Source organism: Frigoribacterium sp. PhB116 (assembly GCF_004364285.1).
In the GTDB taxonomy this organism is placed as follows: Bacteria; Actinomycetota; Actinomycetes; order Actinomycetales; family Microbacteriaceae; genus Frigoribacterium.
Window position 1 is genome coordinate 97,042 of sequence record NZ_SOBE01000001.1, and the last position, 18,640, is coordinate 115,681.

15 protein-coding genes are annotated in these 18,640 nt (G+C 72.9%); 6 read left to right on the plus strand and 9 right to left on the minus strand.

The window, feature by feature from the left end:
• Positions 1–39: 39 nt before the first annotated feature.
• The 3 genes from EDF20_RS00400 to EDF20_RS00410 form a co-directional block, all read right to left on the minus strand.
• Positions 40–519: a very short patch repair endonuclease gene (locus tag EDF20_RS00400; protein WP_133737381.1), complete on the minus strand. Its 480-nt coding sequence runs from the start codon at positions 517–519 to the stop codon at positions 40–42.
• A gap of 109 nt (positions 520–628) precedes the next feature.
• Entirely contained in the window at positions 629–928 is a 300-nt protein-coding gene (locus EDF20_RS00405) for a hypothetical protein (RefSeq protein WP_123545408.1), read from the minus strand.
• A gap of 179 nt (positions 929–1,107) precedes the next feature.
• Entirely contained in the window at positions 1,108–1,464 is a 357-nt protein-coding gene (locus tag EDF20_RS00410; protein WP_133737382.1) for a hypothetical protein, read from the minus strand.
• A 201-nt stretch (positions 1,465–1,665) separates the two neighbouring features.
• Between EDF20_RS00410 and EDF20_RS00415 the strand changes: the two genes are divergently transcribed.
• Positions 1,666–2,019, plus strand: coding sequence for a hypothetical protein (locus EDF20_RS00415; protein ID WP_133737383.1), 354 nt, complete (start codon positions 1,666–1,668; stop codon positions 2,017–2,019).
• A gap of 222 nt (positions 2,020–2,241) precedes the next feature.
• Here the strand turns inward: EDF20_RS00415 and EDF20_RS00420 are convergent, their stop codons facing one another.
• From EDF20_RS00420 to EDF20_RS00430, 3 genes are all read right to left on the minus strand, one after another.
• Positions 2,242–4,023 carry a DEAD/DEAH box helicase gene (locus EDF20_RS00420; RefSeq protein WP_133737384.1) on the minus strand — a complete coding sequence of 594 codons (1,782 nt, stop codon included), beginning with the start codon at positions 4,021–4,023 and terminating at the stop codon, positions 2,242–2,244.
• 80 nt (positions 4,024–4,103) lie between these two features.
• Complete coding sequence (locus EDF20_RS00425) at positions 4,104–5,939, minus strand: threonine/serine exporter family protein (RefSeq protein ID WP_243833318.1); 1,836 nt, start codon at positions 5,937–5,939, stop codon at positions 4,104–4,106.
• A gap of 10 nt (positions 5,940–5,949) precedes the next feature.
• Positions 5,950–6,660 (minus strand): T6SS immunity protein Tdi1 domain-containing protein, encoded by a 711-nt coding sequence (locus EDF20_RS00430; protein ID WP_208292564.1) that lies wholly within the window; start codon positions 6,658–6,660, stop codon positions 5,950–5,952.
• Positions 6,661–6,782: 122 nt separating this feature from the next.
• Between EDF20_RS00430 and EDF20_RS00435 the strand changes: the two genes are divergently transcribed.
• Positions 6,783–7,907, plus strand: a complete 1,125-nt coding sequence (locus tag EDF20_RS00435) for an SDR family oxidoreductase (RefSeq protein WP_133737385.1) — start codon at positions 6,783–6,785, stop codon at positions 7,905–7,907.
• A 151-nt stretch (positions 7,908–8,058) separates the two neighbouring features.
• Here the strand turns inward: EDF20_RS00435 and EDF20_RS00440 are convergent, their stop codons facing one another.
• The 3 genes from EDF20_RS00440 to EDF20_RS00450 form a co-directional block, all read right to left on the minus strand.
• Complete coding sequence (locus EDF20_RS00440; protein WP_133737386.1) at positions 8,059–8,454, minus strand: hypothetical protein; 396 nt, start codon at positions 8,452–8,454, stop codon at positions 8,059–8,061.
• A gap of 118 nt (positions 8,455–8,572) precedes the next feature.
• The gene (locus tag EDF20_RS00445; protein WP_233568917.1) at positions 8,573–9,334 is read right to left on the minus strand and encodes an MBL fold metallo-hydrolase; all 762 of its coding nucleotides are present in this window, start codon (positions 9,332–9,334) and stop codon (positions 8,573–8,575) included.
• A gap of 135 nt (positions 9,335–9,469) precedes the next feature.
• Positions 9,470–13,027, minus strand: a complete 3,558-nt coding sequence (locus EDF20_RS00450; RefSeq protein ID WP_133737387.1) for a DEAD/DEAH box helicase — start codon at positions 13,025–13,027, stop codon at positions 9,470–9,472.
• A gap of 192 nt (positions 13,028–13,219) precedes the next feature.
• Here EDF20_RS00450 and EDF20_RS00455 point away from each other — a divergent pair, with 192 nt between their 5' ends.
• The 4 genes from EDF20_RS00455 to EDF20_RS00470 all read left to right on the plus strand — a co-directional run bounded on the left by EDF20_RS00455 (position 13,220) and on the right by EDF20_RS00470 (position 18,559).
• Positions 13,220–14,365: a zinc-dependent alcohol dehydrogenase gene (locus tag EDF20_RS00455; RefSeq protein WP_133737388.1), complete on the plus strand. Its 1,146-nt coding sequence runs from the start codon at positions 13,220–13,222 to the stop codon at positions 14,363–14,365.
• Positions 14,366–14,459: 94 nt separating this feature from the next.
• Positions 14,460–15,023, plus strand: a complete 564-nt coding sequence (locus EDF20_RS00460) for a hypothetical protein (RefSeq protein WP_243833319.1) — start codon at positions 14,460–14,462, stop codon at positions 15,021–15,023.
• A gap of 153 nt (positions 15,024–15,176) precedes the next feature.
• Complete coding sequence (locus EDF20_RS00465; protein ID WP_133737390.1) at positions 15,177–16,055, plus strand: beta-phosphoglucomutase family hydrolase; 879 nt, start codon at positions 15,177–15,179, stop codon at positions 16,053–16,055.
• Positions 16,052–18,559, plus strand: coding sequence for a glycosyl hydrolase family 65 protein (locus EDF20_RS00470; protein ID WP_133737391.1), 2,508 nt, complete (start codon positions 16,052–16,054; stop codon positions 18,557–18,559). Before EDF20_RS00465 ends, EDF20_RS00470 begins: the two co-directional genes overlap by 4 nt.
• Positions 18,560–18,640 lie beyond the last annotated feature (81 nt).

An 18,640-nucleotide genomic window follows, 5' to 3' on the forward strand; every position in this document is an offset into this window, starting at 1 on the left:
CGACAAGGCAACGCGGAACATCGCGTCGTCTTGTCGCTCTCACGTCGTCTTTCGCCTCGCGGCGGCTCGGGCGTGCTGCGCGGCGACGAGGACGGCCTCGACGGTCGCCAAGGCGACCCCGGCAGGTTCGTGCTCCCAGACACGCACCACGCGCCAGCCCGCCCGCGTCAGCTCGGCGTCGTGACGGGCGTCGCGCTGCCGGTTGGCGAGCAGCTTCGCGTGCCAGTACGTCGCGTTGGACCGGGGGAGGTGGGTGTGCGCCGGGCAGAAGTGCCAGAAGCAGCCGTCCACGAAGACCGCCACCCGGAGACGCGGGAACAGCAGATCGGGTCGGCCCCGGCTCACGCCCCGCACCGGTCGGTCGACGAAGTAGCGCCAGCCGCGGGCGTGGAGGGCTCTTCGCAGCAGCCACTCGGGCCTCGTGTCGCGACGACGGATGCGGCTCATCCGGAGACGCGTCGCCGCGTCCGAGTCGAACTCGTCTGCCGTGGGTCGCTCGGAGTGCGACGAGGAGGGCATGGATGACGACGCTAGGGCGAGGAGGCGTCCGACCCCACTCGGGCGGCGTCGCCTGTGGACGCTCGACGGCTGCGTCGCTCGGAGGAGGAACGGCAGGCCAGAACCGGGCTCAGGGGCCGCCGAGCAGGACGCCGACCAGCCAGATGGCCGGCAGCACGAGCACGACCACGGCCACGTCGACGACCAGCAGGGCGACGTCGACGGCCTCGTGCTCTGACGGCTCGCTCGAGGGGAGCACCGTCGTCACCGCAGCGACGGCTCCGACCGCACCCGCCGTCGGGACCGTCACCGCCAGCGCCGTCGCGGCGGCGATCGGCCCCGGCTCGGCCCACGGCACGCTCACGAGCAGGATCGCTGCGGTGACGCCCACGAGTCCGCCGAGCACGGCCACGACACGGGCGACGCGCACACGGCCACGCCTCGCCGGAGACGGCGACGGCGAAGGCGACGGCGGGGGCGACGGGGAGTCCATGCCGCGCAACGATACAGACCGGTCGGACCATGCGACACCCGGCCGCGCGAGTCTCAGCCCCGGGGCTGAGACGGCCGGCCAGAGCGCCGTCGAGGCGTCGGGCCGTGTCGCGAGCCTCAGTCCTGCGGCTTGGTCGCCACCACGAAGAACAGCACCCCGGAGACGACCACCGTCAGCATCGCGACCGCCAGCAGCGGCGACGACACCCCCGACACGAACGAGGCGCCGCCCGACGCCGACGTCACGAGCCGGCCGATGAGCAGTGCCGCGGTCGCGAGGCCCGAGCCGAGCAGGGCGACGCGAGCCAGGTCGTGCAGGCGACGGGCGTCGTCCGCCGTGGCGCGCCTCCTCTGCCTGGGCACGAAGAGCACGACGGCCAGCACGGCCACGGCCAGCGGCACCACGGCTCCGAGCGTCAGGGCGAGCTGGACGATGCCGAACAGGGCGGGCACGCCCTCGGGCTGGGTGTTCACGGCGGTCCTCACGGGATCGGGTCGGTGCGGGACGGGCTGGTGCGGGTGACGAGTATCGCGTGACCATCTTGCCTGGTCGTCTCCCGCACCTGCTGACCGGGGCCGAGGAGGCGCGGGTCGCGCTCCTGGGCTCGCTCACGGCTGGACGGCAGGGGTCGCCCAGACGACGTCGCTAGGGTCGCTGCGACGAGAGGGGGTCGTGTGTTCGACGCCACCGGCCTCATGGGCCTGCTGCTGATGATCGTGGGAGTCCTGCTCCTCGCGGTCGCGTTGCCGCTGATCGGATCGTTCCTGCTCGACGGGCTGATCCAGATCGTGCGCGGCGACGGCCTCCGGGTCTTCGGGCTCGCCGCCGTGCTGTCGCTCGTCACGGCCCTCGTCGGGGTCGCACTGATCGTCGGCGCCCGGCAGGTCACCGACGACATGGTGTCGCTGGGCATGCTCGAGAACGGCCTCAGCGGGTTGTTGTCGGTGCTGGTGCCCGCGATGATCGTGCTCGCCGTGATCCAGTTCGTGCGGCGCCAGGTGCGCGCACGTCGCCGGCGCGCCGCGTAGCTCCCGGCATGCGTCGCCGCTTCCCGCGATCGCGCTCCGCTCCGGCCCGTGCCCGCCCGCGCCGCGGCCTCTCCGCTCGTCGACGTGGAGAAGAAATACGCGTGAAGGGACAAGACACCCGCGGGCCCGCAGGTGTCTTGTCCCTTTACGCGTATTCAGCACCGCAGCCGCAGCCGCAGCCGCAGCCGCGCCCGGAGCCGCAGCCGCGCCCGCGGCCGGCGGCTAGTAGCGGGGCTTGCGGTCGCGGTCGCCGTCGCGACGGGGCGCGCCGCCGCTACGACGGTCGGGCTTGATCTCGATCAGCGTGCCGCTGATGCGGGTGTCGGCCAGGCGGTCGAGCATGTCGCGGCTGATGTCCGAGGCGAGCTCGACGATCGAGAAGTCGGGACGGATCTGGATCGCTCCGAAGTCGTCCCGGCTGAGGCCGCCTTCGTTGGCGAGCGCGCCGACGATCTGACGGGGCTCGACGCGCTGACGACGGCCGACCTCGATGCGGTAGGCGGTCATCGGCTTCGAGGTGCGGGGGCCGCGCTCGGCACGGTCGCCGCGGTCGGAGCGCCCGCCGCGGTCGTCGCGCGAGCCGGAGCCCGAGCCGCGGTCGTCGCGGGCCGGACGGTCGTCGCGCCGGGCCGGGCGCTCGTCGGCTGGGTCGAGCAGCAGGGGCGTCTCGCCCTGAGCCACGACGGCGAGGGCGGCGGCGACGTCGGCCTCGGGCACGTCGTGGTGCTCGACGTAGTGGCCGATGATGTCGCGGAACGCGCTGATCCTCGCTTCCTGGTTCAGCGCCTCCGTGATCTGGTCGTCGAAGCGCGCGAGGCGCGTGACGTTGACGTCTTCGAGAGTCGGCAGCTGCATCTGCGTGAGCGGCTGGCGCGTCGCCTTCTCGATGGCGCCCAGGAGGCGACGCTCACGGGGGGTGACGAAGCTGATCGCTGCACCGCTGCGGCCGGCACGGCCCGTGCGGCCGATGCGGTGCACGTACGACTCGGTGTCGATCGGCAGGTCGTAGTTGACGACGTGCGTGATGCGGTCGACGTCGAGGCCGCGGGCCGCGACGTCGGTCGCGACGAGGATGTCGAGCTTGCCGCTCTTGAGCTGGCCGACCGTGCGCTCGCGCTGGGCCTGGGCCACGTCGCCGCTGATCGCGGCGGCGGTGTAGCCGCGGGCCCGCAGCTTCTCGGCGAGGGTCTCGGTCTCGCTCTTCGTGCGGACGAAGATGATCATGCCCTCGAAGGCCTCGACCTCGAGGATGCGCGTGAGGGCGTCGACCTTCTGCGGGTACGACACCATCAGGTAGCGCTGGCTCGTGTTGACCGAGGTGGTGGTCTTGGCCTTGACCGTGATCTCTTCGGCGTCGTTGAGGTACTGCTTCGAGATGCGACGGATCTGGGGCGGCATCGTCGCGGAGAAGAGCGCGACCTGCTTGTCGTCGGGGGTGTCGGCGAGGATCGTCTCGACGTCTTCGGCGAAGCCCATCTTGAGCATCTCGTCGGCCTCGTCGAGCACGAGGTACTTGAGCTCGCTCAGGTCGAGGGTGCCCTTGGCCAGGTGGTCCATGATGCGGCCGGGCGTGCCGACGACGACGTGGACGCCGCGGCGCAGCGCGCTCAGCTGGACGCCGTAGGCCTGGCCGCCGTAGACGGGCAGCACGTGGACGCCGCGCATGCCGCTGGCGAACTGCTCGAACGCCTCGCAGACCTGCAGGGCCAGCTCGCGCGTCGGCGAGAGGACGAGGGCCTGCGGCTTCTTGGCGGAGACGTCGAGGCGGGACAGGATCGGCAGCGCGAACGCCGCCGTCTTGCCGGTGCCGGTCTGGGCCAGGCCGACGACGTCGCGTCCGCCGAGCAGGGTGGGGATGGTGGCCGCCTGGATGGCGGAGGGGGTCTCGTAGCCGATCTCCTTGATCGCCTTGAGCACCTGGTCGCTCAGACCCAGGTCCGAGAACGTCGGACCGATCTCGGGTGCATCGGCGTCGATCGTGTCGTTCTCGGTGGTGTCGCTCATCCTGCAAGGGTAGAGGACTGCGGGTGCTCCCACGGCCGCTCGGCGCGGGCGGGTCGTCGAGACGTGCCCGGCGAGGCAGCTCAGGCGCCGCCGGTCGAGCCTCCCGAGCCGGCTGCGCCTGCTGAGCCGGTCGTCCCCGGCGCGGGCGTCTGCGGGCCGACGATGCTGATCGGCGAGGTGTCCAGCCGCTCGGACTGCACCACGACGCGCTTCGCCCGGCGCCGCAGCGAGCGCCGCGCGCCGGGGGTCGCCAGCAGGCTGCCGAGCACCAGGCCGGCGCCGATGGCGAGCGTCGTCGAGACGGAGCCGACCACGTCGAGCGCTGCTCCGCCCGTGCCCGCCATGACGTTGAGCAGCGCGGAGGCCACGGCGAGCGACGGCAGGAGCGAGCCGCAGAAGGCGGGCACGGCGATGGCGGTCGCCGAGACGCGCAGGCGCGCCGCGATGACGGTGCTGAGCGCCCCGAGCAGGGTGGCCACCAGGAACGTCGCGCCGAGCAGGGGCACCTCGAGCTGCTTCAGGCACCACAGGGTGACGGTGCCGACGAGCGCGACGCCGATCGCGACCGGCACGACGCGGGCGTTGGCCCCCTGTGTGACGGCCGTCGCCGACGCGGCGAAGAAGGTCGTGACGAGGAGGAGCCAGATCGGCAGGGTCCGGAGCGTGATGTCGGTCGGGTCGACCTCGATCGACAGGCCGGAGGTGAGGGCCAGCCCGCCGGGGATGCCCACGGCGATCCCCGCCACGATCAAGGCGATGATCAGCGCCCGGGACAACGCCATCGCGCGGAAGCCCGAGATGGCGTCCTGCGCCCAGGTGACGATCGTCACGTGGGGCAGGATCAGCACCACCACGGCGGCCACCATCGCGGCGGCGCTGCCGGCGCCGACCGCGCCCGCCCCGATCGCGAGCGACCCCACGGCGGCGACGCTCGCCGACTGCAGGGCGACGATGAAGAAGTTCGGGATGCCCTTGCGGGTGAGCCAGCGCCCGAGGACCATCGCGCCGACCATCAGGACGAAGGCGCCCGCCGCGCCGGCGAGCGAGCCGCCGGCCTGCAGGGAGACGGACACGCCGAACAGGCCCATGGCCGCGTCCGTGATCCAGGTCGGCCAGCGCGGGGGAGAACGCAGCACCGTGACCAGCCCCTCGACGGCGCTCGTCATGTCGCGCTCGTCGTGCAGCAGCTCGTCGACGATCTGGTAGACGAGCGAGAGCCGGTGCAGGTCGCTGCCCTCGGCCGCGACGACGCGCATCTTCACGAGGGGCGGGCCCTCGACGGGCGTGTACTGCACCGTGATCGCGGTGCCCGTGATGTCGAGCTCGAGCGGGGCCAGGTTCCACTTCGTGCCGACCGCGACGATCGCGACCTCGACGGTGCGGACGTCGGCGCCCGAGGCGAGCATCACCTCGCCGAGGTCGAGGCAGAAGTCGACGATCTGACGGGGCGAGTAGAGGTCGCCGAGGTGGCCGTGCGCGGGCGTCGTGCCCTCGTAGATCGTCCCGCGCAGGCGGGCGCGGACGTCGCGCATCTCCTGCGCGTCGACCCGACGGCGGCGGACGCGTGCCGGCCGCGGGGCCGAGGGCGCCTTGGGCGCACCCCGCCCCGTCGCCTTGGCCGGGGCCTTCGGCGGCGTCCGGTAGGTGGGGATCCAGGGAGCCGCGGGGTCCCGGGTGGTCCCCGGCACCTCCTGGTGCGCGTCGGCAGCGACGGCGGCGCCGCCTGTCCTGTCGGTCGCGGCGCTCGGGGCGCCGCCGGGCGCAGCCCCGTCGGCCTCAGGTCCTGCCTCGGGAGCAGCCGGTCGCCTCGGCGGCGGGTCGTACGCCCGCGGGCCGTCGGCGAAGCCGGGTGTGCCCGCCCGGGTCGGCGCCCCGTCGCGGTCGGCAGGTCGGTCGGAGGCGGGGCGTTCGGACATCGGGACGAGTCTAGGCAGGCGCGCCCGGCGAGTCGCTGCGACCGTCGCCGACCGGCGCGTCCCCCGAGGACTCGGCCTCCGCCTCCTGCGCCCGCTGCCGGGCGAACATCTGCGGGACGATCCTGAGGAACGTCCAGACGTCGCCCCGGTCGTAGCTGTCGGGCGACTCGTCGCCGCCGAGGAACGGGTACGGCACGGGCACGTACACCTGGTCGGGGCCGAGTGGGCCCGTGCGGCGCGCGACCTCGTCGAGGTGGGGGCGGCGCAGGACGAACTCGTCGAAGCCCTCGTCGGACAGGACCATGGCGTCGAAGTGATCGAGGGAGTCGAAGCGGCCGTAGTCCTTGAACGCGTCTCGGAAGGGGTGCAGCACCCCGAAGGTGCCCTCGCGCCGGTCGTGGAGGAAGACGTGCCCCAGGTGCGAGTAGCCGACGACGTCGGTGTACGAGCGGTGCAGCCCCTCCCAGCCGGGCAGGTCGCCGACAGGACGGGGCGACGGGAGGAGGTGGTAGCCGGGCGAGCCGGCAGCGGGCTCGGGGGCAGTGGGCCCGGCCGCGCGCTCGGGGGTCCCGGGCCCGGAGGCGGGCTCGGCAGCGGGCTCGGCCGCAGGCGCGGCCTCCGGCTGGGGCGCCGGCCCGGCGGGGGTGCTGGCAGGCGCGCTCTCGGGTGCGACCGCGGTGTCCTGGGGGCTCGTCGTCGAGCGCCGGAACGGGTTCCTCATTCGCGTGAGCTTAGGGGGACCGCGCGCGCCCGTCGAGAGCTGACGAGAACTCAGGAGGTGGTCCGCCCGAGCGCAGGACAGACCTGCGGGAATGCACGGCCGCCGACCCGGTTGCACCACGGATGAGCTCTGCCGACACCACTTCCCCTGACTCCTCGACCACCTCCACCTCCACCTCCGCTCCGCGCACCGCGCTCGTCGTCGGCGCGAGCGGCATCACCGGCACCGCGCTGGTCGAGCGCCTCACGGCGGACGGCTGGGACGTCCTCGCGCTGTCGCGCCGCGCCTCCTCGGCCCCCGGCGTCCGCGGCATCGCCGCCGACCTGCGCAGCGCCGACAGCCTGCAGGAGGCGCTGGCCGGCGAACGCCCCACCCACGTCTTCTTCACGGCCTGGTCGCGCCAGGAGACCGAGGCCGAGAACATCGCGGTCAACGCGGGCATGGTCCGCGACCTGCTCGCCGCCCTGGCGCACGCGCCCGTGCAGCACGTCGCGCTGGTCACCGGCCTCAAGCACTACCTCGGCCCGTTCGAGGCGTACGCCGCGGGCGAGATGCCCGACACGCCGTTCCACGAGGAGGAGCCCCGCCTCGACACCCCGAACTTCTACTACGCGCAGGAGGACGAGCTGTTCGCCGCCGCCGAGCGCCAGGGCTTCACCTGGTCGGTGCACCGCTCGCACACCGTGATCGGCTACGCCGTCGGCAACGCGATGAACATGGGCCTCACGATCGCCGCTGCTGCCGCTCTGAGCCGTGAGCACGGGCTGCCGTTCGTGTTCCCGGGCAGCGAGACGCAGTGGAACTCGCTCACCGACATGACCGACGCCGGCCTGCTCGCCGACCACATGGTCTGGGCGTCGACCGACCCTGCCGGCGCGGACGAGCCGTTCAACGTCGTCAACGGCGACGTGTTCCGCTGGCGCTGGATGTGGCCCCGCCTCGCCGCGCACCTCGGCGTGGACCCGGCGCTGGTCTCCGGGCCGTCGGGCGCGCCGCAGCCGCTCGAGGTGCAGATGGCCGGGCGCGAGGACGACTGGGCGGCGCTCGCCGCGAAGCACGATCTCGTCGAGCCCGACCTCGCGCGCGTCGCGTCGTGGTGGCACACCGACGCCGACCTCGGCCGCGAGATGGAGGTCGTCACCGACATGGGCAAGAGCCGCGAGGCCGGGTTCGTCGGGTTCCGCCGAACGGAGCGGGCGCTCACGGAGCTGTTCGACCGGTACCGCGCCGCACGCCTGGTGCCGTAGGGCGGGTGCGCCTCCCGCGCGCTGAACATCGCGCACATGCCGACCGCTTGTGCTGCAATACCTGCATTTCCACCTGTTGCGGCGCCGCTCGACGGCTGACAGTCGGCATGTGCAGCAGATGAAGCTGAGCCGAGGAGGCGCGGGTCGCGAGCTAGGGGAGGCGCGTGTCGTCCGCCGGGCCGTCAGATGCGTCGTCGAGGCGGGGGGCACCCTCCGCGAGGGGCACGTCGTCCGCGTGGGCGAGGATCGACTGCGCCGTGGCGCCGAGCACCACGGCGGCGTCGACGCCGCGTGCCTCGGCCAGGGCCGCACTGAGGCCGGCCGCGAGGCTGCCGCCGGCTGCTCCGAGGGTCGAGACGACCGCCTCCTGCTTCTCGGTCAGCGGGTCGCCCGCCTGCTCAGCGACCACCTCGCGCAGGTTGTCGTCGCTGGCGTCGAGCGCCTCGTCGTCGCCCTGGGAGATGGCTGCCGCCTGCGACACGATCGCGAGCGCGAGCTCCGCGGCGTCGCGCTCGGGCGTGCGGTCGGTCGGTGTCGTCTCGTCCATGCGGCGACCGTACGCCGCGCTCGCGAGTGATCGTCAGGCATCTCGGAGGCAGTGCCCTCCCGTGCGACTGAGCAGTGCGCCGTTCACAGGCCGCTCAGCGCGCGCCGCGGCACCCCGTTCAGTGAGCGCCGCGGCGCCGCGCCAGCTCGACCGCACGCTCGACGCCGTCGCGCCACGGCGCCCCGTGGCCGGGGAGCACCACCCGCGCTCCCGTCGAGGCGAGGGCGTCGAGCGAGGCGAGGGCCACGTCGCTGTCCGCCGTCGCGGCTCCGGCCACGATCTGCGGGCCGCGACCGCCGGTGTAGGGGTCGAGCGTGACGAGCGCGTCCCCGACGATCACGGCGTCGCGGTCGGGCAGGTGGAGCGCGACGTGCCCGTCGGTGTGTCCCGGCGTCGGCACGATCACGGCGCCCTCTGGCAACGGGGTGCCGGCACCGATCGGCTCGGCGTCCCGGACGCCCCGCACCCCCAGTGCGCCCGCGAGGGCCATGCGGCCGAGCGCCGGCAGGGCGGCGAGGTGCTCGACCGGGTACCTCCAGCGGGGGCGCTCGTGGCGGTACGAGTACGGCCGGGCCGCGAGACGGGCGTCGGCCTCGTGGACCCACACCGGCAGCCCCCAGCGCCGCCGCACCTGACGAGCGCAGCCGACGTGGTCGAAGTGGGCGTGGGTGAGGAGGACGCCGTCGACGTCGTCCCGGCCGTGGCCGAGCTCGAAGAGGGCCTGCAGGAGGTGCGGCCACGCAGCAGGGAGACCCGCGTCGACGATCAGCACCCTCGTGCCGTGCTCGACCAGGTACAGGTTCGTGTCGGCGACCTCGAGGCGGTGCACGCCGGGGGCGACGTCGCGCTCGAGCAGGGCGGAGGGGCGGAGGAACGACATGCACCGACCGAACCACGGCGGGCTCGTCCGCGCAGACGGCTTGACAGGAGCCCCTGTCGAGGGGCCACGGAGCCGCGCGCCGGGCCGACGGTGTCAGGCACCAGTCAGCCGGTGTCCGGGTTCGACCACCGTCGGTCAGGCGTCGAGCAGGCCGCGGATGTCGTCCGCGGTGAGCGACGAGCTGAAGACGGCGTCGTCGTCGACGACCGCGTCGAAGAGGGCGGCCTTCTTGCGGCTGAGCGCGAGGACCTTCTCCTCGATCGTGTCGTTCGCGATCATCCGGTAGACCATCACCCGCTTCGTCTGGCCGATGCGGTGGGCACGGTCGACCGCCTGCGACTCGGCGGCGGGGTTCCACCACGGGTCGAGCACGAAGACGTAGTCGGCCTCGGTCAGGTTCAGGCCGACCCCGCCGGCCTTGAGGCTGATGAGGAACACGGGCGACGCCCCCGAGCGGAAGCGCTCGATCACCTCGGCCCGTCGCCTCGTCGACCCGTCGAGGTACTCGTGGGCGACCCCCCTCTCGGCGAGTCGGTCGGCGACGCGCGACAGGAACGACGTGAACTGGCTGAACACGAGCGCGCGATGGCCGCCCGCGACGACGTCGTCGATCTCGTCGAGCAGCTGGTCGAGCTTCGCCGAGGGCACGTCGTCGTAGGCAGGATCGATCAGCACCGCGTCGAGCGCGAGCATCCGCAGCAGGGTCAGCGAGCGGAACACGATGAACCGGTTGCGGTCGAGGTCGTCGATGAGGTCGAGCAGCTTGAGGCGCTCCCGCTGCAGGAACGCGTCGTACAGCTCTCGGTGCGCCGGCGCCAGGTCGACGCGGAGCACCTGTTCCTGCTTCTCGGGCAGCTCGGGCGCCACGAGCTCCTTCGTGCGCCTCAGCATCAGCGGCCGGATCCGACGCCGCAGCGCCTGCAGCAGCTCGGGTCGTTCACCGGTCGCGATCGGCTTCAGCCAGTCGTCCGAGAAGCGGACGCTCGTCGACAGCAGCCCGGGCGCGACGATGCGGAACAGCGCCCAGAGGTCCATCAGGCCGTTCTCGAGCGGGGTGCCCGTGATGGCGATCGTCACCGGCACGTCGAGGTCGACGGCGCACCGGTGCGTCTGCGACTGCGGGTTCTTCACGTTCTGGGCCTCGTCGAGCACCAGCGCAGCCCACGAGTGCGAGGAGTACGCCGCGAAGTCGAGACGGAACAACGCGTAGGAGGTGACCACCACGTCGGCCTCGGCCGCCGCCTCCCGCAGACCCCCGCGGCTCTTCGCCTCGGTCTCGGTGATCGTGCGCACCGTGAGGCCCGGGGTGAAGCGAGCGGCCTCGGACGCCCAGCCCGAGACGACGGAGGTGGGGGCGACGACGAGGAACGGGGCAGGTGTCGGGGAGTCGGGCGAGTCGTGGCCGGGGGAGCCGCCGCCGGAGGAGCCGACGCTCGCCGCTGCTGCTGCCCCTGCTGTCGCTGCCTCCGTCTCGCGGACGTGGGCGACGAGGGCGAGCGTCTGCAGTGTCTTGCCGAGCCCCATGTCGTCGGCGAGGACGCCGCCGAGCCCGTGCTCGTACAGGAACGCCAGCCAGCGGAAGCCCTCGAGCTGGTAGAGCCTCAGCGTGGCCGTCACGGAGGCGGGGACGGGTGCGGAGGACGCCGACGCGGCCACGACGGCCGCAGCCCCGCGCTCGTCCTCGCCGTCACCGGCGGCGGCGTCGGCCGCGTCGGCGAGTGCGAGCAGCCCGCCCACCGTCCGCCGCCAGCTCTCCGCCTGGACGGTCGCGTCGGCGAGGTCGTCGAACTCGGCCCAGAGGCCCGCCTGGTACCGGTTGATGCGGGGAGTCTCGACCTCCCACTCGTCGAGCGAGGTCGCCTCGTCGATCAGTCGCTTGAGCTCGTCGAACGCCGGGTGCGTGAGCGAGAGGTACGACTTGTCGACGAGCAGCATCTTGCGCTGCCGCTTGGCCAGCGCCGTCAGCAGCGGGACGAACGGCACGGTGCGCCCCTCGATCGTGACGAGCACGCCGAGGTCGAACCAGTCGCGCTTGTCGGTCTCGATCGTCGTCACGGTCAGGTGCGGAGCCTCGGTGAGCTCGCGGTAGTCAGGGCGCTCGCCGACGACGTCGACGCGGACGTCGCGCCGGGCCTCGAGGTCGGGGAGGCGTGCGTGGGCGAACTCGGCCGCAGCGACGCCGCGGAGCCTCGTCCCCCTGGCGGGGACGCCCCACTGCTCGACGTCGGGCACGACGACGCCGGGTGCCGGTGCCGCCGAGCCGAGGGGCACGACGCGGCCCGCCACCTCCCAGTGCCAGGCGAGCCCGAGGCTGTCGCCCGTGCCGAAGGTGGCCGTCAGCACGAGCTGCGGCGGCAGCACCTCGGGGAACACGACCGAGTCGTCGCTGCTCGTCACCGCCACGGCCTGCTGCAGCGCGGGGTAGAAGTCGCGGAGGAACTCGTCCGCGTCGTCGGCGGGCACGACGACCTCGCGCGCCGACGTCAGCAGCCGTCGCTGCTCGTCGCCGAGCGGCACGGCCGTCGGCGCGAGCACGATCGACAGGGCAGGGGCGGGCGTCACGAGATAGACGCCGTGGTCGGCCACCGTGCCCGTCTCGTCACCCGTGCGCAGCACGCCGTCGACCGTCACACCCGCCTCGAGGACGAGCCCCCCGTCGTCGTCGCGGCGCGCGTCGACGCTCACCCGGGCGCTCGCCGCGACGGTGACGTCCGTGCTCCGCTTACCGGTCACCAGCGCGATGCCGAGTCGGTCGGCCTCGTCGAGCAGGGGCCAGAGCAGCGGACTGGAGAAGTCGTCGAGCATCAGCCAGTCGCTCTCGCCCGCCACCCAGGCCGCGTGCACGGAGCGGTGCAGGGCCGCGAACTGGCCGAACCAGGCGTGCACGTCGGCCGCGATCTGCAGGCGGTTCATCTGGTACGGCAGCGACGTCCAGGTGAGGTCGCCCCGCACCCAGTTGCCCGTGCGGCTGAGGCTGACCGGCCGCACCCCGAGACGCCAGGAGGCGCCCGCCGCCCCGCCCAGGGAGGCACCCGTCACCAGCCCGCCCCCGCCCAGCCCGCCCGTGGCACGGCCCTGCGCGTCGACGAGCGGCGCCGGCGACGGCGCGTCCCAGCGGCTGCGTGAGGGCCGTGCTCGCGGCCGACGCTCGAAGAGCAGTCCCATGCGGGTCGTGCGGGCGTCGACCAGGCGAGGCGGCTCGGTCAGCTGGGCCAGGCGCGAGCGCCAGTCGGCGGGGGAGCCGGTGCCGGCGGCAGCGCCTGCGACGACGGCAGGGGAGGCGACCGTCTCGTCGCCGCCCGCGACGCCGGTGGCCCAGCCCGCGCCTCCTGCGCTCGAGGCCGTGCGCACGAGGCCAGCACCCGGAGACAAGACCCGTGCGTTGTTGGCCAGCAGGGCCGCGGCGACGTGCTTGCAGTCTCCGCCGAGCGGGCAGCTGCACTCGCTGCTCGTGGGGCGCCCGTGCTCGCCGCGGCCCGGAGCGAGCACGACGCTGCAGCGGTAGGGAGCGGCGACGCTGCCCCGCACCTCGGCCGAGAGCACCTGCCCCTCCACATCCCACGACGACGAGAGGACGTGCTCGTCGCGGGCGTACTCCTTGGCGCGGGAGAACGCGCGCGGCCCGACGAGCCGGATGACGTCGACGGCGTCGACCAGGGGCGCGGGCGCGTCCGTCGGCTCGGGGGAGGGCATGCGCCCATGATCCCAGCAGCCGCCGACACCGGCGGACGGGGCCGTCGAGGAGGACGTCGACCGCCGTGCGGCCGGGGCGAGGATAGGGCTCCCGGCGCGCGTCGACAAGCCCCGTCAGCCCCTGCGCCGTCCGGTGTTGGCTCGGGGAGCCACACCGACGAGAGGACCCAGCACGATGAGGAGTCAGCACGCATGAGGGCGATGACGTACCGAGGGCCGTACAAGATCCGCGTCGACGAGAAGGACGTGCCGACGATCCAGCACCCGAACGACGCGATCGTGCGGGTGACCCTCGCGGCCATCTGCGGCTCCGACCTGCACCTCTACCACGGCATGATGCCCGACACGAGGATCGGCCACACGTTCGGGCACGAGTTCATCGGGGTCGTCGAGGAGGTCGGGTCGTCGGTCGAGAACCTGGCGAAGGGCGACCGCGTGATGGTCCCCTTCAACATCTACTGCGGCTCGTGCTGGTTCTGCGCCCGCGGCCTGTACTCGAACTGCCACAACGTCAACGCGAACGCGACGGCGGTCGGCGGCATCTACGGCTACTCGCACACCACCGGCGGCTACGACGGCGGGCAGGCCGAGTACGTGCGGGTGCCGTTCGCCGACGTGGGGCCGAGCATCATCCCGGACGACATCCGTGACGAGGACGCGTTGTTGATGACCGACGCCCTCAGCACCGGCTACTTCGGCGCCCAGCTCGGCGAGATCGCCCAGGGCGACACGGTGGTCGTGCTCGGCGCCGGGCCGGTCGGGCTCTTCGCCGCCCGCTCCTCCTGGTTCATGGGCGCCGCGCGCGTGATCGTCGTCGACCACCTCGAGTACCGCCTCGAGAAGGCCCGCAGCTTCGCCCACGCCGAGACCCTCAACTTCGCCGAGCACGACGACATCGTCGTCGAGCTCAAGAAGCAGACCGACTACCTGGGCGCCGACGTCGTCATCGACGCGGTGGGCGCCGAGGCCGACGGCAACCTGATCCAGCACGTGACAAGCGCCAAGTTCAAGCTCCAGGGCGGGTCCCCGATCGCGCTCAACTGGGCCATCGACGGCGTCCGCAAGGGCGGCACCGTCTCGGTGATGGGGGCCTACGGCCCCATCTTCAGCGCCGTCAAGTTCGGCGACGCCCTCAACAAGGGCCTCACCCTCCGCATGAACCAGGCGCCGGTCAAGCGGCAGTGGCCGCGCCTGTTCGAGCACATCCGGGCCGGTCACTTCACGCCGAGCGACATCGTCACGCACCGCGTGCCCCTCGAGCACATCGCCGAGGGGTACCACCTCTTCTCGGCGAAGCTCGACGGCAACATCAAGACCCTGGTCGTGCCGGGCACCTGAGGCCGACCGGCACCCGCAGCAGCACCTGTCCCGTACCTGTCCCACGGACGAGGAGACATCCCATGAGCGACCACGACGACATCCCCTGGCGTACGTGCCCTCCAAGCCCCGCGACGTCCCGAGCGCCGAGCAGCTCCGCGAGCGGGTGCCCGGCTGGGGTGCCGACCTCGACCCGGCCGACCGCCCGTCGCACCCCAAGCTGCAGTTCGCGCCCGGCGCCTCCGGGGCCCGGTGGGACTTCCCCGAGCGGCAGCCCGGCGCCGAGGGGCGCGAGCGCTCGATCGAGCACGCCTTCGTCACGCCCGTCTTCGGCACGGCCCAGCCGCTGCACGGCGTGTCGGGCGCGATCCGCCGGTTCGCCTACGACCGCTACAGCGAGGGACGCCTCGCCCACTGGCTGCTGCTCGTCGCCGGCGACCGCGTCGACGCGACGGGGGCGCACCTCCGGTCGTTCGTCAGCGGCCGGCCCGACGACCTGTTGACCGAGACCGGCGTGACCGCCGAGGCGAAGAAGGAGGCGCGGGCCGCGTCCCGCGACTCGACCCGCGTCGACCGCCACCACCGGTGGCTCGACCCGCTGATCGTCGCCGGCCCGTGGGTCGTGACGGGCGTGGTCGCCGTCCGCGTCGTCGCGAAGGCGGTGCGCGCACTGCGCTGAGCCAGGGGAGGGAAGGGACGTCGCCGGGAGGAAGGGCCCGGCGGTGTCGTGCGGGACGCCCGCGTGGTGCCAGAATTGGCGCGCACCACGGGCCGTCGTCGCTCCGGGGCGCTCCGAACGCCTCTGACCGACACCTCCTCGAAGGATCCGTGCATGGCCTCCACCCTCCCGCGCGACGCGTCCCGCCTCGGCGAGTTCGGCGCGCTCCTCTTCGACCTCGACGGTGTCCTCACGCCGACGGCCGAGGTGCACATGCGCGCCTGGTCCCGCCTCTTCAACGACTGGTTCGACGCGCACGGGCTCGCCCCGTACACCGACGCCGACTACTTCGAGCACGTCGACGGGCGCCCCCGCTACGACGGAGTCCGCGCGATGCTCGCCGCGCGCGGCGTCGAGCTGCCCGAGGGCACGGACGACGACAGCGCCGACGCCGAGACCGTGCGCGGCCTCGGCAACCGCAAGAACGCCGTCTTCGCGGCCGAGCTGGACGAGAACGGCGTCGAGCCCTACCCGGGCAGCGTCGAGTTCCTCGACCGCGCGATCGCCCTCGGCGTGAAGGTCGCGGTGGTCTCCAGCTCGCGCAACGCCGTGCCCGTGCTGGTGGCCGCAGGGCTGCGTGACCGCTTCGACGTGATCGTCGACGGCGCGGTGGCCGCCGCCGAGAACATCGCGGGCAAGCCGGCGCCCGACACGTACCTCGAGGGCGCCCGCCGTCTCGGCCTCACGGCCGCGGACTGCGTCGTCGTCGAGGACGCGACCAGCGGGGTCGAGGCCGGCCGCGCCGGCTCGTTCGGCCTCGTGCTCGGCGTCGACCGCGGCACCGGCCGCGACGCGCTGCTCCGCTCCGGCGCCGACGTGGTGGTCGACGACCTGCAGGAGGTGGTCGCCGCGCTCGGCTCGGCCCGCGCCTCCTCGTCGCCCGACCCGGCCCGCACGGCCGAGGCCGACACCGCCACCACCAGCAGCGCGGACACCACCAACACCGGCACCCCCGACACGACCAGCACCGAGACCGCAGAGGCACAGCCGTGAACCACATCACCTCCGACCCGCTCGACCGCAGCCGGTTCCCCGTCGACGAGTGGGCGCTCGTCGAGGACGAGTACCACCAGGGCGACGAGGGCGTCTCCGAGACGATCTTCGCCGTGGGCAACGGCTACCTCGGGCTCCGCGGGAACCCCGACGAGGGGCGCGGCGGCCACTCGTTCGGCACCTACGTGAACGGGTTCCACGAGACGTGGCCGATCCGCCACGCAGAAGAGGCGTTCGGCTTCGCCCGCGTCGGCCAGACGATCGTCAACGTGCCCGACGCGAAGGTGATCCGGCTCTACGTCGACGACGAGCCCTTCGTGCTCTTCGAGGCCGACATCCTGCGGCACTGCCGCCGGCTCGACTTCCAGGACGGCGTCCTCAGCCGCGAGGTCGAGTGGCGCACCCCGTCGGGCAAGCGGGTGCTCGTCACGAGCCGCCGCCTCGTGAGCCTCGAGGACCGCCACCTGGCGATCATCGAGTACGAGGTCACCGTGCTCGACGCCGACGCCTCGCTGCTGATCTCGAGCCAGATCCTCAACCGCCAGGACATGGGCGACGAGTACCACGCGGGCATGCGGGCCGCCGCCGACGCCTTCGACCCCCGCCGCGCCGAGTCCTTCGAGGACAGGGTGCTGCAGCCCGTGCTGGCCCGCAACGGCGGCGCCCGCGCCGTGCTCGGCTACCGCACGACCAACTCGGGCATGACCATCGCGGTCGGCGCCGACCACGTGATGGAGACCGAGAACGAGTGGGACGAGTCGTCGTCGATCGACGACGACCTGTCGAAGCACGTGTACCGCGTCCGCGCGAAGGCGGGCGTGTCCGTGAAGATGATCAAGACGGTGACGTACCACACGAGCCGCGGCGTGCCGCCGCGCGAGCTCGCCGACCGCTGCGACCGCACCCTCGACCGTGCCGCGGAGGAGCCGCCGCAGGCGATGTTCGACAAGCAGCGGGCCTGGCTCGACGACTACTGGGCTCGGACCGACGTCGTCGTCGGGGGCCAGCCCGAGATCCAGCAGGCCGTCCGCTGGAACCTCTTCCAGCTCGCGCAGGCGACGGCCCGCACCGACGGCCAGGGCATCGCCGCCAAGGGCGTCACCGGGTCCGGCTACGGCGGGCACTACTTCTGGGACACCGAGATCTACGTGCTCCCGTTCCTCACGTACACGGCGCCCAACGTCGCACGGAACGCCCTGCGCTTCCGTCTCGGCATGCTCGACGCCGCCCGCGACCGCGCCGTCGAGCTGAACCAGCGCGGCGCCCTCTTCCCGTGGCGCACCATCAACGGGCTCGAGTCGTCCGCTTACTACGCGGCCGGCACCGCGCAGTACCACATCGACGCCGACATCAGCCACGCTCTCAGCCAGTACGTCCAGGCCACGGGGGACCTCGACTTCATGGAGCGCGGCGGCGTCGACATCCTCGTCGAGACGGCACGGCTCTGGGCCGACCTCGGCTTCTGGCGCTCGAACGGCGACCAGCGGTTCCACATCGACGGCGTCACGGGCCCCGACGAGTACACGACCGTCGTCGACGACAACCTGTACACGAACGTCATGGCCCGCGCGAACCTCCGGGCCGCCGTCCGCTACGTCGCCAAGCTCGCGGAGGAGTCGCCGGTCGCCTACGAGCGCATGGTCTCCCGGCTGGGGCTCGACGAGCAGGAGGTCGCCGGCTGGCAGCGCGCCGCCGAGGCCATGGAGATCCCCTACGACGAGCACCGCGGCATCCACCCGCAAGATGCGCAGTTCCTCGACAAGGAGCTGTGGGACCTCGACGCCACGCCGGCGAACAAGCGCCCGCTGCTGCTTCACTACCACCCGCTGGTGATCTACCGGTTCCAGGTGCTCAAGCAGGCCGACGTGGTGCTCGCGCTGTTCCTGCAGGGCGACGAGTTCACGGCCGAGCAGAAGCTGCGCGACTTCGAGTACTACGACGCGCTGACGACGGGCGACTCCACGCTCTCGGGCGTCGTCCAGTCGATCATCGCGGCCGAGGTGGGCCACCACCAGCTGTCGATGCAGTACTTCCTGTCGTCGCTCTACGTCGACCTCGCCGACCTGCACCGCAACACGGCGGACGGTGTGCACGTCGCGTCGACCGGCGGCATCTGGAGCGCGCTGGTCAACGGCTACGGCGGCATGCGCGACTACCTCGGCGGTGTCAGCTTCGACCCGCGCCTGCCCGCCGACTGGGAGGAGCTCACGTTCCGCCTGACGGTCAAGGGAAGCCGCCTCCGCGTCGACCTGGCCGTCGACGAGATCGTCTTCACGATCGAGGACGGCGAGGGCCTCACGGTCAGCGTCCGCGGCGAGACGGTCGAGGTGCCGACGGACCGGCCCGTGCGCGTCGCGCTCGACGACCAGGGCCCCCGCATCACCACGAAGGTGCCGACGACGAGCGACCTGCGCGGGCTGGTCCGGGCCGACGGCTCCGTGATCACGGCGTCGATCCCGACGATCAGCATCGACCGCTACGACGAGGACGAAGCGTCGGCCTAGGCGACGACCCAGAGCTCGACGTCCTCGGGAACGCGGCCGGCACCTCCTCCGAGGGGCCGGCCGTCGTCGTGACCCGGGCGC